General features: G+C 51.1%; 20 protein-coding genes and 1 riboswitch. Of the genes, 6 read left to right on the top strand and 14 right to left on the bottom strand.

Translation table 11 applies throughout. The features are described from left to right. Together moaB and moaA are read right to left on the bottom strand one after the other, a co-directional pair. Complete coding sequence (gene moaB / locus E6P06_RS11315) at nucleotides 1–513, bottom strand: molybdenum cofactor biosynthesis protein B (RefSeq protein ID WP_003035187.1); 513 nt, start codon at nucleotides 511–513, stop codon at nucleotides 1–3. Nucleotides 514–532: 19 nt separating this feature from the next. Next, nucleotides 533–1522, bottom strand: a complete 990-nt coding sequence (gene moaA, locus E6P06_RS11310) for a GTP 3',8-cyclase MoaA (protein ID WP_032934386.1) — start codon at nucleotides 1520–1522, stop codon at nucleotides 533–535. After that, nucleotides 1510–1655: riboswitch (molybdenum cofactor riboswitch) on the bottom strand. Its footprint overlaps the gene before it by 13 nt. A 329-nt stretch (nucleotides 1656–1984) precedes the next feature. On the opposite strand from moaA, the gene yvcK reads away from it, so the two are divergent. After that, nucleotides 1985–2893, top strand: coding sequence for a uridine diphosphate-N-acetylglucosamine-binding protein YvcK (gene yvcK / locus E6P06_RS11305; RefSeq protein ID WP_046669894.1), 909 nt, complete (start codon nucleotides 1985–1987; stop codon nucleotides 2891–2893). A 122-nt stretch (nucleotides 2894–3015) separates the two neighbouring features. Here the strand turns inward: yvcK and uvrB are convergent, their stop codons facing one another. Further along, a complete protein-coding gene (gene uvrB, locus E6P06_RS11300; protein WP_003837055.1) occupies nucleotides 3016–5037 on the bottom strand; it encodes an excinuclease ABC subunit UvrB in 2022 nt (673 codons plus the stop codon). Between the two features lie 410 nt (nucleotides 5038–5447). Between uvrB and E6P06_RS11290 the strand changes: the two genes are divergently transcribed. Beyond that, complete coding sequence (locus tag E6P06_RS11290) at nucleotides 5448–5795, top strand: hypothetical protein (RefSeq protein WP_137348288.1); 348 nt, start codon at nucleotides 5448–5450, stop codon at nucleotides 5793–5795. An 11-nt stretch (nucleotides 5796–5806) separates the two neighbouring features. Next, nucleotides 5807–6529, top strand: a complete 723-nt coding sequence (locus E6P06_RS11285; RefSeq protein ID WP_003035181.1) for an ABC transporter ATP-binding protein — start codon at nucleotides 5807–5809, stop codon at nucleotides 6527–6529. Here the strand turns inward: E6P06_RS11285 and bioD are convergent. The 4 genes from bioD to bioB are packed head-to-tail and all read right to left on the bottom strand — an operon-like array spanning nucleotide 6495 to nucleotide 10119. Continuing rightward, nucleotides 6495–7193 (bottom strand): dethiobiotin synthase, encoded by a 699-nt coding sequence (gene bioD / locus E6P06_RS11280; RefSeq protein WP_071698432.1) that lies wholly within the window; start codon nucleotides 7191–7193, stop codon nucleotides 6495–6497. The genes E6P06_RS11285 and bioD overlap by 35 nt on opposite strands. Further along, entirely contained in the window at nucleotides 7186–7941 is a 756-nt protein-coding gene (bioC, locus tag E6P06_RS11275) for a malonyl-ACP O-methyltransferase BioC (RefSeq protein WP_139935241.1), read from the bottom strand. The genes bioD and bioC overlap by 8 nt, the downstream gene beginning before the upstream one ends. Continuing rightward, complete coding sequence (gene bioF / locus E6P06_RS11270) at nucleotides 7925–9082, bottom strand: 8-amino-7-oxononanoate synthase (RefSeq protein WP_139935240.1); 1158 nt, start codon at nucleotides 9080–9082, stop codon at nucleotides 7925–7927. Before bioF ends, bioC begins: the two co-directional genes overlap by 17 nt. Beyond that, entirely contained in the window at nucleotides 9079–10119 is a 1041-nt protein-coding gene (gene bioB, locus E6P06_RS11265; RefSeq protein ID WP_139935239.1) for a biotin synthase BioB, read from the bottom strand. Before bioB ends, bioF begins: the two co-directional genes overlap by 4 nt. Before the next feature lie 76 nt (nucleotides 10120–10195). Between bioB and bioA the strand changes: the two genes are divergently transcribed. Continuing rightward, nucleotides 10196–11485 carry an adenosylmethionine--8-amino-7-oxononanoate transaminase gene (gene bioA / locus E6P06_RS11260; RefSeq protein ID WP_057063414.1) on the top strand — a complete coding sequence of 430 codons (1290 nt, stop codon included), beginning with the start codon at nucleotides 10196–10198 and terminating at the stop codon, nucleotides 11483–11485. A 57-nt stretch (nucleotides 11486–11542) separates the two neighbouring features. Next, nucleotides 11543–12019, top strand: coding sequence for a kinase inhibitor (locus E6P06_RS11255; RefSeq protein ID WP_003035168.1), 477 nt, complete (start codon nucleotides 11543–11545; stop codon nucleotides 12017–12019). A gap of 95 nt (nucleotides 12020–12114) precedes the next feature. On the opposite strand, the gene hutH is transcribed toward E6P06_RS11255, so the two are convergent. The 5 genes from hutH to hutI all read right to left on the bottom strand — a co-directional run bounded on the left by hutH (nucleotide 12115) and on the right by hutI (nucleotide 18427). Beyond that, entirely contained in the window at nucleotides 12115–13635 is a 1521-nt protein-coding gene (gene hutH, locus E6P06_RS11250) for a histidine ammonia-lyase (RefSeq protein ID WP_016149818.1), read from the bottom strand. Nucleotide 13636: 1 nt separating this feature from the next. After that, nucleotides 13637–15322 carry a urocanate hydratase gene (hutU, locus tag E6P06_RS11245; RefSeq protein ID WP_139935238.1) on the bottom strand — a complete coding sequence of 562 codons (1686 nt, stop codon included), beginning with the start codon at nucleotides 15320–15322 and terminating at the stop codon, nucleotides 13637–13639. Between the two features lie 136 nt (nucleotides 15323–15458). Next, nucleotides 15459–16178 (bottom strand): histidine utilization repressor, encoded by a 720-nt coding sequence (locus E6P06_RS11240; protein ID WP_139935237.1) that lies wholly within the window; start codon nucleotides 16176–16178, stop codon nucleotides 15459–15461. Nucleotides 16179–16265: 87 nt separating this feature from the next. Next, on the bottom strand, nucleotides 16266–17207 hold the full coding sequence (hutG, locus tag E6P06_RS11235) for a formimidoylglutamase (protein ID WP_139935236.1): 942 nt from the start codon (nucleotides 17205–17207) through the stop codon (nucleotides 16266–16268). Beyond that, a complete protein-coding gene (gene hutI, locus E6P06_RS11230) occupies nucleotides 17204–18427 on the bottom strand; it encodes an imidazolonepropionase (protein ID WP_003023053.1) in 1224 nt (407 codons plus the stop codon). Before hutI ends, hutG begins: the two co-directional genes overlap by 4 nt. A 224-nt stretch (nucleotides 18428–18651) precedes the next feature. On the opposite strand from hutI, the gene E6P06_RS11225 reads away from it, so the two are divergent. Beyond that, nucleotides 18652–19935 (top strand): putative acyl-CoA thioester hydrolase, encoded by a 1284-nt coding sequence (locus E6P06_RS11225; protein WP_003837077.1) that lies wholly within the window; start codon nucleotides 18652–18654, stop codon nucleotides 19933–19935. Nucleotides 19936–19982: 47 nt separating this feature from the next. Here the strand turns inward: E6P06_RS11225 and E6P06_RS11220 are convergent, their stop codons facing one another. Further along, entirely contained in the window at nucleotides 19983–20717 is a 735-nt protein-coding gene (locus E6P06_RS11220; protein ID WP_139935235.1) for an OTU domain-containing protein, read from the bottom strand. A 47-nt stretch (nucleotides 20718–20764) separates the two neighbouring features. Further along, the gene (locus E6P06_RS11215; RefSeq protein WP_139935234.1) at nucleotides 20765–25009 is read right to left on the bottom strand and encodes a cell envelope integrity protein TolA; all 4245 of its coding nucleotides are present in this window, start codon (nucleotides 25007–25009) and stop codon (nucleotides 20765–20767) included. Nucleotides 25010–25258: the final 249 nt, after the last annotated feature.

The following is a 25258-nucleotide window of genomic DNA, read 5'->3' as shown; positions in this document are numbered from 1 at the left end:
TTATTTCTTCAAATGTGGGTGGAAATTACACGGACGCGTACGGGCATCAAGCTGCGGCGCAATGATATTTTCCCAGGCGGTACGACACGCTTTGGTCGAACCCGGCATGGCGAAAATCAGCGTTTTATTGGCCACTCCGGCAATCGCGCGGGATTGCAGCGTCGCGGTGCCAATCTCTTCAAACGACAGCATACGGAAGACTTCGCCAAACCCTTCAACTTCTCTGTCAAACAGCGGTTGCAGCGCTTCCGGTGCCTGGTCCCCTTCGGTTAACCCGGTACCGCCGGTAATGAGCACTACCTGTACATCATCACTGGCAATCCAGGCAGAAACCTGGGCGCGAATGGCGTAACGGTTTTCTTTGACAATCGCCTTATCGACAATCTGATGACCCGCTTCTTGCGCCGAGTCACGCAGATAATGGCCGGAGGTGTCATCTTCTTCGCCGCGACGGTTGGAAACAGTAAGAATAGCAATGCGTGTCGGGATAAATTCAGCGCTTACCTGACTCATGAAAAACTCCTTTTAGCGATCAGCCGCCAATGTAAGATAAGTTTTGCGTAATACCGGTATTGTTCTGATGCAGGAAATGGGTCTGCTTTTTCTCCAGCAGCGCGGCTGAAATACGTTCTTCCAGCGCCGGCTGCTGAGCGTCATCTTCCAGCAAATCACGCAGGCTTACGCCGCCTTCACCAAATAAACACAGATGAAGCTTGCCAACAGAGGAAACGCGCAGACGATTACAGGTGGCGCAGAAGTCTTTCTCATAAGGCATGATCAGACCAATTTCACCAACATAATCAGGATGACAGAAAACCTGAGCCGGGCCGTCGCTGCGCTGTCGGATCTGGTGAATCCAGCCGCGACGCAATAGCTCATCGCGAAGTACCTGTCCGGAGATATGGTGTTTACGGAAGAGAGAGCTGCCCTCGCCCGTTTCCATCAGTTCAATAAAACGCAGTTGGATTGGCCGAGGTTGGATCCACGCAAGGAAGGTGTCCAGCTGATGATGGTTTACATCGCGCATCAGCACGGTGTTGACTTTCACTTTTTCAAAACCCGCATCAAAGGCGGCGTCAATGCCTGCCATCACCTGTTGAAACTTGTCCTGCCCGGTAATGGCATGAAACTGACGGGCATCCAGGCTGTCGACGCTGACGTTGAGCGCGGTCAGTCCGGCATCGCGCCAGGCAGCAGCATCTCGCGCCAGACGATAACCATTGGTGGTTACCGCAATCTGACGGATGGCGTCGTTTTCGCGCACGGCGGCGATAATGTCAGTAAAGTCGCGACGCAGTGAAGGTTCGCCCCCCGTCAGACGCACTTTTTCCGTTCCCAGACTGGCGAACGCGCGCGTGACGCGACGAATTTCATCAACGGTCAGAAAGCCGTTATTGGTGACCCCACCGGGCTTATAGCCATCCGGCAAGCAGTAGGTGCAACGAAAGTTACACACATCGGTAATCGACAAACGTAAGTAGTAAAACTTACGTGCGAAAGCATCGGTAAGTTGAGAGCCCATGTACACCTTTCCAAATACGGGAGACGTAGTCATTTCTTCCTGCGCCCTGGTGACAAACTTTTTCAAGTCTTGTCACGGCCAAAGCACCGTATCATTTGACCCAGGTGCAGAGGCTAGAGTGTTTATACTCGTCATACTTCGTGTTGCAGATGCGTTGGCTTCCGGCAACTCAAATTATTAAGAGTACTTAGTGGTTATGCCGATACTAGCGTGTAAATGACGCTTTTGCCATGTACACTTTCGCTGTATAAATACATACATAACGACATGATCGTGCAATTTCGCTACAGAATAAGCAAAAACCACAGTTTTGCATTGATATACATCATCTTGCCATCAGGTGGATCTCGTCAGAAAGGAGTAGATCGCAGAAAATAATTACGGCAGATGCCGACTGGATAATTGCTGAAAACACGCTATTTACGTTACTGTAGCGCCGATCAATTGATATCAGGAAAATATATGCGCACTCGCACGCTGGCAGATCTGGACCGCGTTGTCGCTCTCGGCGGAGGGCATGGATTAGGACGCGTTCTCTCCTCTCTTTCCCCATTAGGTTCCCGCCTGACGGGTATCGTCACCACCACGGATAACGGCGGCTCGACAGGCCGTATTCGTCGCTCTGAAGGAGGGATAGCCTGGGGAGACATGCGTAACTGTCTGAACCAGTTAATTACCCAGCCCAGCGTCGCATCCGCGATGTTTGAGTACCGTTTTGGCGGTAATGGCGAGCTTTCCGGGCATAACCTCGGAAATTTGATGTTAAAGGCGTTGGATCACCTGAGCGTGCGGCCTCTGGAGGCGATAAATTTAATTCGTAGCCTACTGAAAGTCGACGCGCATTTAATTCCGATGTCTGAGCTGCCGGTCGATTTAATGGCTATCGACGATCAGGGGCATGAGGTGTATGGCGAAGTGAATATCGATCAGCTCACCATCCCGCCTCAGGAGCTGATGCTATCGCCAAAAGTGCCAACCACGCGCGAAGCGGTAGAGGCTATCGCCGAAGCGGATTTGATTCTGATAGGACCAGGCAGTTTTTACACCAGCCTGATGCCGATCCTGTTGCTGGACGAGCTGGCGCAGGCGTTACGTCGCACACCGGCCCCTATGGTCTATATAGGCAATCTTGGGCGCGAATTAAGCCTGCCAGCAGCCAGCCTGACGCTTAGCGATAAGCTGGCCATTATTGAACAGTACGTCGGGAAGAAAGTGATTGATGCGGTAGTTGTGGGGCCGAAAGTGGATGCTTCCGCCGTTACCGACCGCGTTGTCATTCAGGAAGTGCTGGAAGCCAGCGATATTCCCTACCGCCATGACCGCCAGCTATTGCATAGTGCGCTGGAGAAAGCGGTGCAGGCGCTAGGCTAAACGGATTTGCCTGATGCGCGGCGCTTATCAGGCCTACAAAACGCTCTGCTCCGGCATCCGACCTACGAACGCGATCTTTGCCGTAGGCCGGATAAGGGGTTTACCCCGCATCCGGCACACTCTTACGATGCTGCGATAAACAACTCGCGCAGTTGATGCAACTGGTCGCGGATCGTCGCTGCCTCTTCAAATTCAAGATTCTGCGCATGCTGCATCATCTGCCCTTCCAGCTCGTGAATCTTCTGCTGCAGCGCTTTTGGCGTCATATCCAGTTCCACAACTTCAGACTTCGCGCCTGCGCGTGACTTCCCTTTGCCTTTCGCCTTGGTCTTCGCAATATTCTGACCCAGCGCCAGAATATCGACTACTTTCTTATTCAGGCCCTGCGGCGTAATACCGTGCTCTTCGTTGTAGAGTTGCTGTTTCTCACGACGACGTTCGGTTTCACCAATCGCTTTAGCCATTGAGGCGGTAATTTTATCGCCGTAGAGAATAGCCTTACCGTTGATGTTACGCGCCGCACGACCGATGGTCTGGATAAGCGAACGTTCAGAACGCAGGAATCCTTCTTTGTCTGCGTCCAGAATCGCCACCAGGGAGACCTCAGGCATGTCCAGACCTTCACGTAAAAGGTTGATACCCACCAGCACGTCAAACTCGCCCAGACGCAGGTCACGAATGATTTCCATGCGTTCCACAGTATCGATGTCAGAGTGCAGATAACGCACCCGCTCGCCATGTTCTTCGAGGTATTCTGTGAGGTCTTCTGCCATCCGTTTGGTCAGCGTGGTGACCAGCACACGTTCGTTAATCGCCGCACGGGTGCGGATCTCCGACAGCAGATCGTCAACCTGCGTCGCCACCGGACGCACCTCAATGACCGGATCCAGCAGGCCGGTCGGTCGTACCACCTGATCGACCACTTCATCACCGGATTTCTCCAGCTCATAGTTGCCCGGCGTCGCCGAAACGTAGATAGTTTGCGGAGCCAGCGCCTCGAACTCTTCAAATTTGAGCGGACGGTTATCCAGCGCCGACGGCAGACGGAATCCGTATTCGACCAGGGTTTCTTTACGCGCCCGATCGCCGCGATACATGCCGCCAATTTGCGGGATAGTCACGTGGGATTCATCCACCACCAGCAGGCCATCGGCAGGCAGGTAATCAAACAGCGTCGGCGGCGGCTCGCCAGGGCCGCGCCCAGACAGATAGCGGGAGTAGTTTTCAATCCCCGAGCAGTAACCCAGCTCATTCATCATTTCCAAATCGAACTGGGTACGCTGACTTAAGCGCTGTTCTTCCAGCAGTTTGTTATTTGCCAACAGGACTTTACGCCGCTCTGCCAGCTCAACTTTGATTTCTTCCATCGCCTGCACGATACGTTCTCGCGGCGTCACGTAGTGCGTTTTAGGATAGATGGTGTAGCGCGAAATTGTGGATTCGACCTGTCCGGTCAGCGGGTCAAACAGCGATAAACGTTCGACCTCTTCATCAAACAGTTCCACGCGCAGCGCGATGTCATCGGATTCTGCCGGGAAAATGTCGATCACTTCACCGCGCACGCGGAAGGTCCCGCGCTGGAATGCCTGATCGTTGCGGGTATATTGCAGCTCCGCCAGACGACGCAGGATCGCACGCTGGTCGATAATCATCCCCACCGTCAGGTGCAGCATCATTTTCAGGTACAGATCCGGGTCACCCAGACCATAAATCGCCGAAACCGACGCCACGACAACGACATCGCGACGTTCCAGCAGCGCTTTGGTTGCCGACAGGCGCATCTGCTCAATATGTTCGTTGACCGAAGCATCTTTCTCGATGAAGGTGTCAGAACTGGGTACGTAGGCTTCCGGCTGATAATAGTCGTAGTAAGAGACGAAATACTCCACCGCATTATCCGGGAAAAACTCTTTCATCTCACCGTACAGCTGAGCAGCAAGTGTCTTATTGGGGGCCAGCACCATGGTAGGACGCTGCAAGTCCGCAATCACGTTAGCGATGGTGAATGTTTTCCCCGACCCTGTCACCCCCAGTAGCGTCTGATGCGCCAGACCATCCTCCAGACCTTCTTCCAGGCGACGAATCGCCTCAGGCTGATCGCCAGAGGGTTTAAAAGCGGAATTTAGTTTGAACGGTTTACTCATGAGCAGCTACCTGAAGCAATGGGCGGGCAGGTGTGTAATTTTACTCGCAGCCGTATATTTTGCCAGTAAAATATACTGGATGAAAAAACAGTAACGCGCCAGAATATTTCTGTTACCCCAGCAAAATGGCCATGACTACAGGCTAAAATTTGTCCGCAGGCAAGATAAAACACCAGCAAAAATGTGTTATCCCCAAACCAATGACTTTTTTAACATTTGTCAAGCTACTCGATGAAAGTTTTGTGGCAACGCATGACACTTCTGCGACAGCCATTGCATTTATCTAACATCCTGTAATTTAATGATTATTATCTCGAGCCGTCTTTCGCATCAATTTAGTCGCAGGCCGCGTCTTCTCTCGCTTACATTGTGTTTTCTAACCCTAATACACAAGGTTATCCACAGGAATAGTGGATAACTGCCTCCAGCCCGTATGGACTGTAGCCTGGCAAAAACGTCCTGATGGTCTTTTCTGGTGGGATAAAAAAAAATTATCGCTATTTTTTGATATTTATCAGCTAACGAAGCGACCTCGGATGGCCGAGATCTTGCTCGCATTTTCATCATTTTCCTGCCTGCACCATCACGACACCACCAGGCACTGCCAATGTGCACAAAACAACGTCAGGAATGCGGTCAGTAAGAATTTAGCGCCAGCGCTGCACGCCATCCTGCTGTATTTTTCCCCAATTCCGCTTCTGGCAAGAGATTTGCAGTTTTCTCCCGACCACCATTCCGCGAGGCGGATATCATCATGAGGGAGAAATCTATGTTGAGTCTTCGTGCAGTGAATCACTATTACGGTAATCAACACTCGCTTTGGGATGTCGATCTCGACCTGTTGCCCGGTAAATGTACCGCCGTGCTGGGTCTTCCAGGGATGGGAAAGACTACGCTTGCCAATTGCATCATCGGCAATTTACCGATTGAGAGCGGAACCATGTTCTGGCATCAGGCTGGCGCACCACCTTGCGATCTGCTTCAGATTCCGGCGGCAAAGCGCATTGCACTAGGTATTAACTGTGTATCACAGGAGCGGCGAATTTTTTCGCAGTTGACGGTAGAGGAAAATCTGCACATTGCGCGCCAGGCGGTTGAGGAAAGCGAAGCAATGAACAGCAGCGATATTTACCGCCTGTTTCCACAGCTGTTTGTACTGCGTCAGGCCAAAGGGGTAGCATTGTCGGAGGAAAATCAGCACCAGCTTGCACTCGCCAGTGCGTTGGTCACTCGCCCGCGTCTGCTGATCCTCGATGAGCCCACACGAGGAACAGGCCAGGCGTATATCCACAAACTGGGGAATTTGATTGTGAGGCTAAGCCAGGAGCTTGGCATCACCATTATGCTCGCGGAGCAAAGCCTGCCGTTCATTCGTCGGGTCGCCGACTGCTATTGCTTGTTACATCGTGGCCGCAACGTGGCTCAAGGGCAAATAACACAATTCAGCGACCCGCTAATCAACGACTGGTGGATGCCAGAGACAAAACGCTAAGATCGATATAACGACCTGTCGATGCTTGCTCCGGCTCTTCTGCCAGCCAGGGAATTTCCCCCAGCAGCGGAGCCGCAAGCGCACGCTTTAGCGTCGCCATATATTCAGCATGACGCTTGCCGGGTGGCGTCACATCATTGGCAACCCATCCGGCGAGCGTCAGCCCGGCCTGCTGCACCGCCTGGGCGGTCAAAATGGCATGATTGATACAACCGAGCTTAACGCCAACCACCAGAATCACTGGCAGTTGTTCCTCTTTTACCCAGTCAGAAAAACTCAGCGTTGGCGAAAGCGGCGTAAACCATCCGCCTGCACCTTCCACCAATACCCAGTCAGCCTGTTCTTCAAGCAAGCGTAAACCCGCAGACATCACGGAGGCCTGAATGGGGCGCCCTTCGTCAGCACTGATGATATGCGGTGAGGTAGGTTCCGCGAAGGTATACGGATTGATGGCTGCATAATCCACGGCTACAGCGCTGTTGCGCTGTAGCGCCAGCGCATCACTGTTTCGCAGACCTTCATCCGTCATTTCACTGCCTGACGCCACCGGCTTATAGCCGACGGTTCGCAATCCCAACTGTCCCGCCGCCTGAAGCAACGCACAGCTGGCGATAGTTTTACCTACTTCAGTGTCCGTCCCGGTGACAAAATACGTGTTAGTCACGTTGAATCACTCCCAAAAAAAGATGATAGGTCAGCGGATATTTCCCCTGCTGACAGGGCCAGGCGAGCTGTAGCTGACGCAGTTGCGAGCGGGTCAGCACACGCTGCTCGCGTCCATCATGCAAATGCGTCGCGCCAATACCCTTCAACGAGCGCATGGCGCTCAGCGCATCGTCAAACCACAGCGTGACGGCATGAGACTGGTATTCAACGTCCCAGCCGCACAGCGCGTTTTCCAGTTGCTCCACGGGCAAAAAACGGTTGGCATGCTCCCGGTCATCAACTGTTCGCCACGCCTGACGAAGTTCCGGCATCGAACCTTGCGCCAAGGTACTAAACGCCACCGTTCCGCCAGGACGCACCACCCGGTATAGCTCGCTTAACGCACCGCGTAGGTCGCTGCACCACTGCACGGCCAGATTGCTCCAGGCCAAGTCGAAAGTGGCAGCGGCCTGCGGAATGGCTTCGATATCCGCCAGCAGATAGTGATGGGCAACATCGTGACGCTGCGCTTCAGCCAGCATTTGCGCCGACAGATCCAACGCACAGACCTCGCTCCCCTGCTCCCGCCAGTAGCGACTTATACGCCCAGGCCCACAGCCCGCGTCCAAAACCCTTGAGAACGCCCGGCCATCGAGTTGTGCCAGTAACGCATCGGCACTCTGACGTTGTAGCTCTGCGTGTTGCTCATAGTGGGTGGCAGCGCGGCCAAACGCGGCGGCAATCGCCTGTTTATTGACCTGCGCCATGCAACACCTCCAGTAGACGATCGATATCCTGCACCTCATGCGCCTGGGTCAGCGTCAGCCGTAATCTGGCCGTACCAATGGGCACCGTTGGTGGGCGAATCGCCGTCACCCAGCATCCCTGTTGCCGTAATGTCTGTGCCAGTTGCAGGGCTTTATGATTGTCGCCAACGATCAGCGGTTGAATAGCGCTGTCTGAATGCGCCAGCGTCAAATCCGTAGTATTCACCCCAGCGCGAAAACGCTGGATCAGCATCGCTAACTTTTCCCGGCGTTCATCGCCTTCACGGCTGCGGATCACCGCCAGCGCGGCGCGTAAAGCCTGCGCCTGCGCCGGAGGCATGCTGGTGCTGTAGATCAGATGGCGGGCAAACTGCAACAGATAGTCGGCCACGCTATCAGAACACAGGATCGCCGCACCGCTGACGCCAAACCCTTTGCCAAACGTCACTACGAGCAGCTCAGGTTTCATCTGTTGTCGAGAGCACGAGCCGCGCCCTTCCTCACCGCTTACGCCAATCCCATGCGCATCATCCACCAGCAGCCACGCGCCCTGCCGTTTCGCCACCGCGTGGATTTCTGCCAGCGGCGCACTATCGCCATCCATGCTGAATACGCCTTCAGTGACCACCAGTTGCTGCCCCGGGCAGGGGGAAGTCAGCAGACGCTCCAGATGTTGCGGATCGTTATGGGTAAAGCGACGTAAAACAGCAGGGCTAAGGCTGGCGGCCTCCAACAGCGAGGCATGGCTAAGCCTGTCGGCGACAATGCGATCGTCTTTTTCTATCAATGCGGCTATCACTGCCTGATTAGCGGCAAAACCGGAGATGAACAACAGCGCCCGGGAATAGCCGAGCCACTGCGCCAGCTCTTCTTCCAGCGCCTGATGCGCAACGGAATAACCGCTGACATGGCCCGAGCCGCCACTGCCGACGCCAAAACGCTCAGCACCCTGCTGCCACGCGCAGATAATTTGCGGATGGTGGCTTAAGCCGAGATAGTCGTTGCTGGAGAAATTCAGATACTGACGACCGCCAGCCTGTAACCAGCGACCAGCACCCTGTGTCACTGCATAGCGCCGACGCCACGCATCAGCACGACGACGCGCCGTTAGCGCATCGTCGATTTTTTGCTGCCAGGTCATACGGTTGCCGCGTTGTAGTAATCGTCGGTATCCGGGGTACGCAGCGCCTGCTCCAGACGTTGTTGCTGTTCGTTATCACCCGCCAGTACCGCCGTTTGCTGCGGGTTAAGACCCAGCTTACGGAACAACAATAAATCTTTATCTTCGTTCGGGTTCGGCGTGGTCAGCAGTTTGCAGCCGTAGAAAATCGAGTTGGCCCCGGCCATAAAGCACATTGCCTGGGTTTGTTCGTTCATCTGCTCGCGCCCGGCAGAAAGACGTACGTATGAGGTCGGCATCATGATGCGCGCGACGGCGATAGTACGTATAAAATCAAAAGCATCTACGTCGTCGTTATCGGCAAGCGGCGTGCCCTTCACTTTCACCAACATGTTGATCGGCACGCTTTCCGGCGGCGTCGGCAGATTCGCTAATTGCAGCAGCAGACCCGCGCGGTCGGTCACTGTTTCACCCAGCCCCACAATCCCGCCGGAGCAAACTTTAATGCCCGCCTCACGCACTTTATCCAGCGTATCCAGGCGCTCCTGATACGAACGGGTGGTAATGATATTGCCGTAAAATTCCGGCGAGGTGTCGAGGTTGTGGTTGTAGTAGTCCAGACCCGCATTGGCCAGGCGCTGGGCCTGAGATTTGTCCAGCGTGCCCAGCGTCATACAGGCTTCCAGCCCCAGTTCTTTCACGCCCTGAACCATTTGTTCCAGGTACGGCATATCGCGTTCGTGAGGGTTCTTCCACGCCGCGCCCATGCAAAACCGCGTTGAACCGGCTTGTTTCGCCTTACGGGCAGAGTCCAGAACCTGTTCAACTTCCATCAAACGTTCCGTTTCCAGTCCGGTTTTATAGCGGGAACTTTGCGGGCAGTATTTGCAGTCTTCCGGGCAAGCACCGGTCTTAATCGACAACAGCGTACTAACTTGTACCTGCCGCGGATCGAAATGCTGACGATGAACCTGCTGCGCTTCAAACAACAGATCCAGCAGCGGTTTTTCAAATAATTCGGTGACTTGCGACATTGTCCAGCGAGAAGAATGAGCCATATTGGTATACGTTTCGTTGTTAGTTTGGTGTAGACTCGTAAACCTAAATCTTTTTAATTTGGTTTACAAGTCGATTATGACAACGGACGATCTTGCGTTTGACCAACGCCATATCTGGCACCCTTACACCTCCATGACCTCCCCGCTACCGGTTTATCCGGTGGCCAGTGCCGAAGGTTGTGAACTGATATTAGCCAGCGGTGAGAAGCTGGTTGACGGCATGTCATCCTGGTGGGCGGCGATCCACGGTTACAATCACCCGCAGCTGAATGCCGCGATGAAAACACAGATTGATGCCATGTCGCACGTGATGTTTGGCGGCATTACCCATGCCCCGGCTATTGCGCTATGTCGCCAGTTGGTGGCGATGACGCCCGAGGCGCTGGAGTGCGTTTTTCTCGCGGATTCTGGTTCGGTCGCCGTGGAAGTCGCGATGAAAATGGCGCTGCAATACTGGCAGGCCAAAGGTGAATCCCGTCAGCGTTTCCTGACATTTCGTAACGGTTATCACGGCGATACTTTCGGCGCGATGTCGGTCTGCGATCCTGACAACTCGATGCACAGTCTGTGGAAGGGTTATCTGCCTGATAACCTGTTTGCGCCCGCTCCGCAAAGCCGGATGGGCGGCGAATGGGCCGAACTGGATATGGTGCCTTTTGCCCGTCTGATGGCCGCACATCGCCACGAAATTGCGGCAGTGATCCTTGAGCCGATTGTGCAGGGCGCTGGCGGCATGCGCATGTACCATCCTGAGTGGTTAAAGCGCATCCGTAAGATGTGTGACCGGGAAGGCATTTTGTTGATTGCCGATGAAATCGCCACCGGATTTGGTCGCACGGGCAAGCTGTTTGCCTGTGAGCATGCCGATATCACTCCGGACATTTTGTGCCTTGGCAAAGCGTTAACCGGCGGAACGATGACCCTTTCCGCCACCCTGACCACGCGCCTGGTTGCGGAAACCATCAGTAACGGTGAAGCCGGATGTTTTATGCACGGCCCGACTTTCATGGGTAATCCACTGGCCTGCGCCGTCGCCTCTGCCAGCCTGTCGCTGCTCGAAACCGGCGAATGGCGCTCGCAGGTCGCGGCCATTGAAGCGCAGTTGCGTGAAGAACTCGCCCCAGCGGCAGATTCCCGTTGGGTTGCCGACGTGCGCGTGCTTGGTGCCATCGGCGTGATAGAAACCACGCATCCGGTGAATATGGCCGCGTTACAGAAGTTCTTTGTCGAACAGGGCGTGTGGGTAAGACCGTTTGGTAAGCTCATTTATCTGATGCCGCCGTACATCATCAAGCCCGAACAACTGCGTCGTCTGACCCAGGCCGTCAACGAGGCTGTGCGCAATGCAACATTTTTTAGCGATTAATCAGCGGTAAGCTCTACGGTTTCTGGCTACACTTTTTGGCTAACGAGAGGAGTCAGCATGAAACTAATCAGTAACGATCTGCGCGATGGCGAAAAGCTTCCTCATCGCCACGTCTTTAACGGCATGGGATATGACGGGGATAATATTTCCCCGCACCTGGCATGGGATGATGTGCCCGCCGGGACTAAAAGCTTTGTCGTGACCTGTTACGATCCTGATGCGCCAACCGGCTCCGGCTGGTGGCACTGGGTGGTGGTTAACCTGCCTGCAGATACCCGGGTTTTACCACAAGGTTACGGCTCGGGGCTGGTTGCGTTGCCGGAAGGCGTGCTGCAAACACGCACGGATTTTGGTAAAGCCGGTTATGGTGGCGCTGCGCCGCCGAAGGGGGAAAACCACCGCTATATCTTTACGGTTCACGCACTGGATGTGGAGCGTATTGATGTCGATGAGGACGCCAGCGGCGCGATGGTTGGATTTAACGTCCATTTCCACTCGCTCGCCAGCGCTTCTATTACCGCAATATTTAGCTAAGTTCTGTTATGCCGGATGTCGGCTTAGCCTCATCCGGCGTACAAAGCAGACCGTAAGCCTGATAAGACGCGTCAGCGTCGCCATCAGGCAATTTTCTACAGAAATTCAGGCAGCAATTTCAGCAACGTTCCTTGCGCTAACAGTTCGGTCGCGCACTCGATATCCGGTGCGAAAAAGCGATCCTGCGTGTAATGAGCAACCTGCTCGCGTAAAGCCTGGCGCGCCTGCTCCAGCAGCGGGCTTGAGGTTAACCCTTCACGCAGGTCAATCCCCTGACACGCCGCCAGCCACTCTACGGCAATCACGCCGCGCGTATTTGCTGCCATCTCCCACAGTCTGCGCCCCGCCGCCGGAGCCATAGATACGTGATCTTCCTGGTTGGCGGACGTCGGTAAACTGTCTACGCTATGCGGATGCGCCAGCGCTTTGTTCTCACTCGCCAGCGCGGCAGCCGTGACTTGAGCAATCATAAAGCCGGAGTTCACCCCACCGTTTTTCACCAAAAACGGCGGCAGTTGCGACATGTGTTTATCCATCATTAACGCAATGCGTCGCTCCGATAACGAGCCGATTTCCGCAATCGCCAGCGCCAGATTATCTGCCGCCATCGCCACCGGTTCAGCATGGAAGTTGCCGCCAGATATGACATCCCCCTCTTCGGCAAATACCAGCGGGTTGTCGGAAACCGCATTGGCTTCCACCAGCAGAACATCCATCACCTGGCGCATTTGCGTCAGACATGCCCCCATCACCTGTGGCTGACAGCGCAGAGAATACGGATCCTGCACTTTCTCACAGTTATGATGCGACTGCGAAAGCGAGCTGGTGTCGGTCAATACGTGACGATACAGCGTTGCGGCATCAATCTGCCCACGCTGCCCTCGCGCGGCGTGAATACGGGCGTCAAACGGACGACGGGAACCCAGCACGGCTTCGGTGGTCAGCGCCCCGCACACCGTTGCAGACGCAAACAGTTCCTGAGCTTCAATTAGCCCACGCAGCGCAAAGGCCGTCGAAGCCTGGGTACCGTTGAGCAACGCCAGCCCTTCTTTTGCCTCCAGCGTTATCGGCTCCAGCCCGGCCTTTTTCAGCGCTTCGGTCGCCGGGAGCCATTCACCCTGCCAGCGCGCCTTCCCTTCTCCCAACAGCGTCAAAGACATATGCGCCAGCGGCGCCAGGTCACCCGATGCCCCCACGGAGCCTTTCGCCGGGATCAGCGGATACACCTCGGCATTCACCAGTGCAATCAGCGCTTCAATCACGCTCAGGCGAATACCGGAAAAACCGCGCGCCAGGCTGTTGATTTTCAGCACCATAATCAGACGCACCATCGCGTCGTCCAGCGCCTCGCCGACACCTGCCGCATGGGAAAGCACCAGCGAACGCTGCAAATTCTGCAAATCTTCCGTGGCGATACGGGTCTGGGCCAGCAGGCCAAAGCCGGTATTAATGCCATACGCCGTACGGCCTTCAGCGACAATATTATTGACGCAGGCGACGCTGGCGTTAATAGCATCGATCGCCCCGGCATCCAGACTCAGTTTGACCGGCTGCTGCCAGATTTCACGTAGCTGGATAAAACTCAGATGGCCCGGCGTGAGTGTCATGGTGTTCATATCAGTGTTTCTCCTGCGTCGCGGCAACCATCGGCAAATTCAGCCCTTCTTCGACGGCGCATTCCACCGCAATGTCATATCCGGCGTCGGCGTGACGCATCACCCCGGTCGCCGGATCGTTATGTAAGACCCGGGCGATACGCGCCGCGGCTTCATCGGTGCCATCGCAAACAATCACCATCCCGGCATGCTGAGAGAAGCCCATACCGACCCCGCCACCGTGATGCAGCGACACCCAGGTCGCGCCGCTGGCGGTGTTAAGCAGCGCGTTCAGCAGCGGCCAGTCGGATACGGCGTCTGAGCCGTCGCGCATAGCTTCAGTTTCGCGGTTCGGGCTGGCAACAGAACCTGAGTCCAGATGGTCACGGCCAATAACAATCGGCGCGGATACTTCACCGCTGCGCACCATTTCATTAAACGCCAGCCCTAGTTTCTGACGCCACTCCAGGCCGACCCAGCAGATACGCGCCGGTAAACCCTGGAAATTAATCCGCTCACGCGCCATATCCAGCCAGTGATGAAGGTGCTTATCATCTGCCACGATCTCTTTCACTTTGGCATCTGTTTTATAAATATCCTGCGGATCGCCGGACAGCGCCACCCAACGGAACGGGCCAATGCCGCGACAGAACAACGGTCGAATATAAGCAGGTACGAAGCCGGGGAAATCAAAGGCATTTTCCACGCCCATCTCTTTGGCCATCTGGCGAATGTTGTTGCCGTAATCAAACGTTGGCACGCCCATTTTGCTAAACGCCAGCATCGCCTCAACGTGCGTTGCCATTGAACGTTTCGCCGCCTGCACCGTGCCCTGCGGATCGGACACCGCTTTTGCCTGATACTCTTCCCAGCTCCAGCCAGACGGCAGATAACCATGCAGCGGATCGTGGGCGCTGGTCTGGTCGGTGACCATATCCGGGCGCACACCGCGTTTCACCAGTTCCGGCACAACGTCGGCGGCGTTCGCACACAGCGCAATGGAGACCGCTTTACCCTCGCGAGTGTATTTGTCGATACGCGCCAGCGCATCGTCAAGCGATGTCGCCTGCTCGTCCACGTAACGGGTACGCAGACGGAAATCGATTCGGCTTTGCTGGCATTCAATGTTCAGCGAACACGCCCCCGCAAGCGTAGCGGCTAACGGCTGCGCCCCGCCCATACCGCCCAGTCCGGCGGTCAGTACCCAGCGCCCGCTCAGGTTACCCTGATAATGCTGACGCCCGGCCTCAACGAAGGTTTCATAAGTCCCCTGCACGATGCCCTGGCTGCCGATGTAGATCCAGCTCCCGGCGGTCATCTGGCCGTACATCGCCAGCCCTTTGGCGTCCAGTTCGTTGAAGTGTTCCCAGGTAGCCCAATGTGGCACCAGGTTGGAGTTGGCAATCAGCACGCGCGGTGCGTTGTCGTGAGTTTTGAATACGCCTACCGGTTTTCCGGACTGGACCAGCAGCGTCTCATCGGTCTCCAGTTTGGTCAGCGCGTTGACGATGGCGTCATAGCATTCCCAGTCCCGTGCGGCGCGGCCAATCCCGCCGTAAACCACCAGCTCATGCGGATTTTCCGCCACATCGGGATCCAGATTATTCATTAACATGCGCAGCGGCGCTTCGGTCAGCCAGCTTTTGGCCGTTAAGGTGGTGCCGCGTAGGGCACGAATATCCTGCTGACGATATTTGCTATGGGACATGACAGAAAACTCCTCGCGAACGTCGGATAGATAAGTAACATATACTTGTCTATACAAGTCACCGCAAGGATGATTTTAACAATTAAGATACATTTTTATTATATTGCGTCAGCAATCACGGTTTTCATCTCCTGTATCAGGACATAAACCGCCCTTGCAGTCGATAGCGGGAACCAGGGAACAGCAAACGGGCATGAGAGACAATGGATGACGCGGACCAGGTCTTGCGGCGGATCAGCAGGCAGGGATCGTGTTCTTTGATGTTCAGCAGCGCGCACTCTTCGGCGCTGGCACGTACCGCTTCAACAATATGCTCACCTTCGGTCAAGGGGGCTATCAGTGAAAGGTATGCGTGCGGCGTGGTCTGGCTGTAATCCTGCCCCAGATACTCGGGCACAATTTCGGCATTCACGCAGCGATCTTCAATCTGTACCGGCAGATCGTTCTCGTAGTGCACCATGACAGAGTGAAAAATAGAGGTGCCCTCTTTGACGTTTAATACCAAAGCCTGCTGCGCGTTTGCCTGGGTTCTTTCCAAGGTCAGCACCTCGCATCGGTGCTGATGCTGACGGGCGTTGATTTCATCCGCGATGCTGCGAATTTCAAACAGCGCGGACTGCCCTTTTGGCTCGGCAACAAACGTCCCTACGCCCTGCAAACGCACCAGTAAACCTTCATCCGTTAACTCACGCAGCGCCCGGTTGATGGTCATGCGGCTGAAACCATACTGCGCCACCAGCTCTGCCTCAGACGGAATGCGATCGTGAGGCTGCCAGATACCGCTGGCAATTTTTTCGCTGATCTCCTGTTTGACCTTTTCGTAAAAAGGAGCCGGAGCAGAACGGGATGGGAGCATGCGTGAGCCTTCCTTAAGCTGAAAATGTGAGTGGGTACAGTTTACAGGCATTACCCGAACCTGATAAGCGCAACGCCATCAGGTATGTCAGTGCCACCAGTGGGCGATTTGCCAGCCTAATCGCGCCGCAACCCGCGCCGCCCTGCCATCATCGTCAAAGCGTGGATTAAATTCAACCATATCCACCGCCTGTAGTTTACCGCTACGACACAGAGGCTCAATCAGTCTCAGCAGCGTCGCCAACGGTACGCCAAGCGCGGCGGGGGCCGACACACCGGGCATTTCCCACACCGGCAGCACGTCGAGGTCGATTGTCAGATAGATGACATCCAGATTGGCAATGAACTGCGCTAACTGCGCCTGCGCCGTATCACAATGCAGATCCTCCACTACGGTCACACCGAGCCGCTGGGCCTCATCCCAAAGCGCCTGGGTGTTTGCCGCCCGGCTGACGCCGATACAGGCATAGTGAAATTCACGCTGTTGTTCATCGCAAAGCTGCGCCAACTGGCGAAACGGCGTACCGGATGTAGCCTGCCTGGCATGGCGCAAATCGAGATGCGCATCGAAGTTGACTATCCCCACTTTCGCCTGCGGGAACGCGTCCAGCACACCTGCGCCATGGGCATATGCGGTTTCGTGTCCGCCACCCAAAACAAAGGTGCGCATATTTTCCTGCTGGCAACGCTGTACTGCATTGCGTAGCGCCTGCTGCGCGCCCTCAAGATCGGGGGCCTGCGCCACAATATTGCCCAGATCCACCAGTCGATGATGCCCATCGTGGCTGGCTAAATTCGCCAGCGCCTTGCGCAGCACATCGGGCGCTCCGGCAGCTCCCGTGCGCCCCTGATTACGTTTAACACCTTCGTCGCAGGCAAACCCGAGCAACGCTATCTGCTCGCGATACATTTCTGGGCTAAACGTCGGGCTCTGGGTGATAGTCTGAAACAGGCGCAGCGCATTCGGCGATTCGGCCCGGTCATCACGTCCCTGCCATAGCGCAGGTGAAGCAGGTTGCCAGTGAGTCATGCTATTTGTCCTTTGAATACGCGTTGGTAGAGCGGGTTGCGTCCTGGTTCATACAGGATCTCGACCGGAAGTGTGGCATCCCACACCACAAAATCGGCCACAAACCCGGCCTTCAATTGACCGTGGGTGGCGTGACGCCCCAGCGCCCGGGCCGCATGACGGGTTACGCCCGCCCATGCTTCTTCCGGCGTTAAGCCAAACTGAACGCAGGCCATATTCATCGCCCAGTGCAGGCTGATAAACGGGCTGGTACCGGGGTTAAAATCTGTCGCTACCGCCATCGGTACCTGATATTGACGCAGCAACGCTACCGGTGGGCGCTGCTGCTCTTTGAGGAAATAGAATGCGCCGGGCAGCAGCACGCCGACCGTACCGCTTTGGCTCATTGCCGCCACGCCTGCTTCATCGAGGTATTCAATATGATCGGCGGATAGCCCGTGGTAGCGGCTTACCAACTGTGCGCCGCCAAGCAATGACAGTTGTTCGACATGGCCTTTAATCGGGATGCCCAGCGCCTGCGCAGCCTGAAACACCCGCTCACTCTGCGCCAACGAAAAACCAACGCTTTCACAGAACAGATCAACGGTCTCAAACAGCCCTTGTTCCCACAGCTGCGGCAAAATGGTCTCGCACACCAGCGTAATATAGCCGTCAGGATCATCTCTGAATTCCGTTGGCGTCGCATGCGCAGCCAACAGCGTCGGGCTGATTTCAACGATATTCTCTGCCGCCAGCGCTGCCACCACGCGCAATATTTTCTCTTCTGTCGGCAAATCCAGGCCGTAGCCGGATTTTATTTCCAACAGCGTAACACCTTCTTTGATCAGCTGTTCCATCCGCTGATGGGCTACGTGTAAGAGTTGTTCATCCGTGGCGCTGCGGGTCGCCGATACGGTGGCATTGATCCCCCCACCCTGAGCGCTTATCTGCTGGTAGGAGACACCATTTAACCGCTGCTCCCATTCACCTGCGCGGTTTCCGCCAAAGACGAGATGCGTATGGCAATCAATCAGGCCAGGCGTAATCAGCCGGCCCTGCATATCAAAAGTATTGTCATGTGTGAGATATAACGATGATTCCGGGACGATATCGCGAATCTTGCCCTGGCGGACGATCAGCGCATGACCATCCACCAGCCCATATGGGGTACCACGTTCAGGATCCATAGTCGCCAGACGAACATTGCGCCAGATAACATCATCAGGGAAGAATTGCTGCATTCGACTCACCACTTGTCATAGGTTGTATAGACATTTATTTTTGATTATAGGGATGTTGTCAACCTGAAGAGCCATAATTGTTATCTATTTGTGATATAAAGACTCTCCGCGCCAGACATTGCTGCGATAAAAAACAACTTTTTACCTTTTCGCCTTCCCGTTTCGCTCAACTTAGTATAAAAAAGCAGGCTTTAATGGATAACTTTCAAAGCCCGGAGCAACCTGTGAATATATCATCAGTTTCCCGTCTGGCGCTGGCAATGGCTTTTGGCGTGACGCTGACCGCCTGTAGCTCTACGCCGCCCGATCAAATTCCTTCCGATCAGACCGCGCCAGGTACCTCTTCGCGCCCGATCTTGTCGGCCAATGAAGCGAAAAACTTCGTTGCAGCGCACTATTTTTCCGCGCTGACGCCAAACACCGCGCCATGGAGCCCTTCTTCAATTTCTCTGCCTGCACAACCTGACTTCGTCGTTGGCCCGGCAGGCACTCAGGGCGTAACCCATACCAGCATTCAGGCTGCGGTGGATGCGGCAATCATCAAACGTACGAACAAACGTCAGTACATCGCGATTATGCCGGGCGAGTATCAGGGCACGGTATACATCCCGGCAGCAACGGGTAGCCTGACGCTGTACGGTATGGGCGAAAAACCGCTGGATGTAAAAATTGGCCAGGCCATTGACGGTGACATGAGCACCGCAGACTGGCGTCGTACGGTGAACCCAGGCGGTAAATATATGCCGGGTAAACCTGCGTGGTATATGTTTGATAATTGCCAGAACAAACGTGGCACAAATATTGGTGTGATGTGTTCTGCCGTCGTCTGGTCGCAAAACAACGGTCTGCAATTGCAGAACCTGACCATCGAAAACAACCTGGGTGATAGCGTTGATGCAGGCAACCACCCGGCCGTTGCGCTGCGTACCGATGGTGATAAAGTGCAGATCAACAAGGTCAATATTCTGGGTCGTCAGAATACGTTCTTTGTAACCAACAGCGGCGTACAAAACCGTCTGGAAAACGATCGTCAGCCTCGCACGCTGGTAACCAACAGCTACATTGAAGGTGATGTGGATATCGTTTCTGGTCGTGGCGCAGTGGTGTTCGAGAACACCGATTTCCGTGTTGTGAATTCCCGTACGCAGCAGGAAGGTTACGTGTTCGCACCGGCTACTCTGTCAAACATCTACTACGGTTTCCTGGCGATTAATAGCCGCTTCACGGCAAGCGGCGATGGCGTGGCGCAGTTAGGCCGATCGCTGGATGTCGATTCCAACACTAACGGTCAGGTCGTTATCCGTGACAGCGTGATTAACGAAGGCTTTAACATGGCAAAACCATGGGCTGACAGCGTTATCGCAAAACGCCCGTTTGCCGGTAATACCGGTGCGGAAGATGACAAAGGTGAAATCCAGCGCAACCTGAACGACACCAACTTCAACCGCATGTGGGAATACAACAACCGCGGTATCGGTAGCAAAGTGGTTGCCGAGCCGAAGCAGTAACAGCGAAAAGGGATGGCTTACCGCCATCCCTGAATATGTCACTCTTTTTATTGCGCCAGCACTGGCCGGTTGCTGAAAAGGCGGTTGAGTTCTTTTCTGCTGAGTCCGCGTTCTGGAGTCTTGCTTTGAAGTAAATCATCTGCAGGCTGTACAGCGGCAGTTTCAGTCGTTTTAGCTCTGAAGTTCTTATATTCATTCACCAGACTGAACAGTTTTCCAGAATGCGCTTTAAGATCTCCATTCTGCACCTGTCTAATTTCAACTTCATCATGAGCATTAAAAAAAGCATTAACAAACTCATCGAAATTTTCTTTCAGATGTAATTTTGTCATGGTATTGAGATTGGCACCATCTATTGTAGTATCATTTAACATCTTCGCCGCAGCATGAAAAAGACAGTTACCATCACCGCTGACCTGAACAGACTTCATTGATGATGGGCTAAAGCCATCATAATGTCCGTTTTTTAAAATAACGTAAATATCCTTGCTAGTTTCCAACTCTGACCCTATTTTTAATCCTCTACTTACAAATTCCGAATTAAAGTTAACACGACCAAGAAGTCCATTACCATGTCCTTCGTTAAAAACATGGAGACAAATGCCTTTACTTGCCAAATATGAGTAAAGAGCTAAAACAGCTATTTCGCCATCAATTTGTGAATGGAACTTCTTGAAATCAATCGTATCGAGAATTTTTGTCTTTAAATCTGTCATTTCACCTGTAATATCTACAACATCTTTAACTTGCTGAGGTTTGTTAACAGTATCTGCTGACGTCAAAGTTCCATTTTGAGATTCAATATTTACAGTATCTCGATTACTTACTGCTACACGTTCATTTTTTGAGTCGCCGCCTCCTGAGCCACATCAGTGATACTACTTGCATTAACACCCCTATCAGAAGACGTTAACGCGATGTCATGTTTAGTATTTCTTGATATTTTATAAGCAGCTTGCAATTTATTAGCAGAACTTTCTGTTGATGGCAATGTTGCAGACAACTCACCTAATATAGCATCCAGATCGGGTGCCACTTGCTTTTTCGGTACATTTGGATTGGGGATATCATCCAAATCCAACATTAGATTGAGTAAATTTGCATCTTGCGCTACACCAGTGGATATAGAATCTGAAGTCATAACCTGAGGAATATACTTCGCATTTTCAATTCGTCCTTCGCTATGGCTGTAAACTTGCGAAAGAATAGTATTACCACCATTAATACCAGCCGTTTGCAAAAAACCATCCTTAGTCATGCGAAAGGCGGTCCCTTCGGGTAAGCGTAAAATAAATTTATTAAAATGCCCTATGTTTATTATTTTTTCTTTTAAGGCATCCAGACTTTGTCTCTTGTTTAAGTACTCCTTATATTCAGAGCTATTTTCATCATTTGGCCTTCTGACATCTACTTGATTTACAATAATCTGTAGATCTGGAGAAAAAAGCATACCCTCTGCTTTATTTTTGATGAATTCTGAAGAAACAGAATCCTGTGCTATATCTCGTTTTTTACCGACCTTCACATCCAACTCATGACTAACAACATTAAAAATATCAGTTTCTTTTCTATGTATTTCATTTACTCCATTTTTTATAGTGACCAGTTGAGCCGAACCATCACTATGCCTGATGATGTTGATAGCTTTGGGATTAACATTAAAGTTTTTAGCGTCGACGATATTAATATCCTGGCCAAAAGCATCTTTCACATAGAATTTAAGAGCCTGCATAGTCACTTCATCTTTTATATCTGGAGTGATGATAGCTCTCGTAGCATGATCAATAATATTTTCAACAAACAAGTTGTGATTGGATTTATATTGATCATCCTTATTTTTTTCTGAAGGTACAACTCGCCAGGTAGACATATCAATCGCAGGCTGAACATCTCCATTACTGGCATACTGAATAATAACATCCTTACCTTTCTTTTTATAAGTAAGGCTTAGTCCCGTATCGTTGACTGCAATATCATACAACCCTTCATTTGCGCCCGCATCAATATAAATTTTTTTAATTTTCTCCCAATGTTTTTCATACGTCTTGCTGTCATTTCTGGTTTCATAAGATGCCCTAAGTAACGTCACATCTTTGGTATCCAACCGGACGTAAGAAGGGCCGCTTTCATCATGATTAGCGATTGCACTGGTACGCAAAAAAGCGCCATCTGGGGCCGTATTTGCACGCATTAATTGCTCTTTCAATTTATTAAATTGCGTTACTAATGTCTGAGCATAATTCAATAATTGTGATTTATTTCCACTTTTGTTAATTTGTGCTAACAGTTCCTGGGCTTGTACAATCACCAGCTCTGGTTCTGCCCCAACATCCTGTGGACGTTGCTCACCCGTTTCGAGATTATTTACCACCGTATTTAATTGTTCAGCCAAAGACTGGGCCATCAATAAAGCATTCGGCATATTGTCTTCTTTAAGCCGATTCACCATTATTTTTACCTGGCTTGCCAGTTCCTGTGCAATTTTAAGCACACTCTGTTGCCCACGCGATTGTTTATCATGACCCTTTAATGCTACAAATTTTTCTTTAATTTCTTCCGGTCTTATTGGTATTATCATGTGTAACGCATTTTGCGTTACAGGACGTAAATTATTTTCCAGTTTATTTATCCCTACTTTTTCCAAATGCGAAAGATAATAACTGAACCGACTGGTCATTTTTTTAGCTTCATGGGAATAAAGTTTAGCGAGGAATTTATCATTATCTGAAGCGGTTCCAGATTTGATCTTGTCCTGAAGAGTCTTGGACATAAAACTGAATTGTTTAATAAAATAGTCAAAGTAATACATTTTATCTTGTGCGCTGCTACCGGATATCATCTTAGTGATATTAGCGCGATAACCTTTTACCAAAGCATCTCTTATTTTTTTACCTTTATCCACTGATAAAGTATTGAAGTATTCGCGAATAGAATTAATGCTTAAAACGTTTTCATTTTCACCAATAAATTGGATAGTAGATTCACTTCCTGTATTGCAATAAGTAACGGCAATCTCTAATTTTTCTTTTAGCGTGGATAACTCTTTTAATTTATGCCGAATATCCTTTATCTCTTGACGCATTGATAACTTACCGACAGCCTCAAGTTTTATTTTATCAAACAACAAGCCATTAATTTCATGTTTTACTTGTTCGAGGTCTTTTGCGTATGAATGCGTTTTTTCCACTTCTAAAATCAATGGGTTGTGGCGTAATAAATTAGCATAGTTATTAATAATTTCATTTTCACGTCCTAAATCAACCTTAAAAAGGTGATCAGTTATCATATCTTCGCATTTGGCTATATCTGCTTTATTCTCTCTAATAATGCGCAGCAATGAATATAATTCCTCACTTGCCTTGTGTCTAAGGGAGTCATTAGAGGTGATTACTTTCCCATACTGATGATCCATTGAAAGTATATTTTTGCGATCTTTTGCTATTTCTTCAATAATGGGGAGATATTTACGTAACATCGTTGGCGAGAAACGCCTGAGGCTCATACCATCCTTTACGCACTGAATAATAACCATCATTTCTACCCGCTCAGATGCGGATAGCGCTTGCAAATCATGTCGTCCATACAAATATTCAAGGATACCGCGTTCTTCTTTGACAAGATCATTTAGACTGCGAGGAACTATGTTGCCTAAAGATCCTCGTATTTTATCCGCAGAACGAATTTGTGCAAACATCAACTCAGGGTGCAAAAAAGGTATGTGATGCTCTTTGGCAACATATTCGATGAAACGCCCCTCATTCTCTGTCCATACAGAGGCTGCTTGTAAAAGAATCATCCTGCTTGCATCATTCATATTCCCTTCGCGATCAATATGGAGTGTCTTGAGATCTCTATCAACCAGAACACGAATGATATAATCTTGTAGCATTCTTACGGCTGCCGTACCGTATTGCCTTTCCATTTCAAAATAAATAGTAATCATGCCCTCCCGTACACTGCGTAAAGCGGCTTGAGCGGCATCATTTTTACTCTGGGCTTTGTCTGCGTCTTTTCTTGCCTTTATTGCATAGGCCTTTTCTTTGTCAGTAGCATCACTCTTTTTAGCCGCGTCTTCAGCCTTGACAGCCATTTTTTCGGCCTTCTGAAGGTTACGGGCAGCATGATCAGCACTTTCCTTTCTTTTGTTTAACCTATTATCGATGTCATTTAAAGAAGGTGAAACCGTATCGCTAGCGCTAAATTTATTATATTTCCCTTTTTCATCATCTATATATATAGGAAAATCACTATCGGTATTCAGCGTTCGCCGCCCAATAATATTATTGAGTGGTATTATCGTTTCCTGTTTTACCTCCGCTAGATTTTTCCCTCCCCCTTGACTCTCATCGATAAATAAAATAAGTTCACCATTCTTAGCCATTGTTCCCTGATACTTATTGGCATTAGTGGTTTTTTCAGGGGCAGTAGCCAGAATATGATTCCATGGAATAAATTTCTTCTCACCTTTTGGAGAAGGGGGGAGTGTAATTCCGTTAACATCTACTGTATATAAAGTGTTATTATGTTTATTCTTTGCTTCTGAAAGAATGGTGATAATATCTTTTTTCGTCAATGTTCTGGCTATAACGTCTTCCTTGCCTCGTTTAGCAATGCAAAACTCAACCTGGCCAATTGAATCAAAAGAGGGCTTAACTATTACATTTTGGCCATTAACAGACATTTGTACCTCGCATCCAGCATATAACGGAAGAATGCGATTACCACGAGTGTTTATAACTCCATTATTATTTTTAATTTCATTGATAAATTCTTTATTAGTTTTATTTTCTAATTTTGCATATTCAATTTCGCCTTTGTTACTTTGATGACGTTGAACCTGAATCGATTTATGATGATGTTTGTGATGGACACTCGCTTTCTCTAATTCATAATATTTATTAATTTTGCTGAATCCATCAGATACATTTATATTTTTATCTGACTGTTTTACTGACTGGAGATTATCAGCAAGATGCCCCCTCCTCTCCACTGACGACCTATTTTTTACAGTACCTTTATCTACTAATGAATCGCAAAAAGATCTACTTGAAACACTGAAACTTAAATCAGACATATATATACCCCATATAGTAAAGATAATATTATTCATATTGATAGAATTAATAATTAATACCGTGAATGTTATAATAATAATCAATAATTACATTCTCGGAATTAATGTAAAAATACTCCTACGAGGCTATAGATATAATAAAAGCACATAAAAAGATTATAAAAAACGCTCCAATTTTTGGTAGAAAAGCATTTTTTTGCGAAAGTAGCCGCTGGTATTCAGTACTGAAGAAAAGAGGTACAGGCCGTC

Origin of the sequence: Citrobacter sp. CF971 (assembly GCF_006385635.1) — a bacterium.
Taxonomy (GTDB): Bacteria; Pseudomonadota; Gammaproteobacteria; order Enterobacterales; family Enterobacteriaceae; genus Citrobacter; species Citrobacter freundii.
Note: the sequence above shows the minus strand (reverse complement) of the source record. Positions and strands in the feature narration are given on the sequence as shown.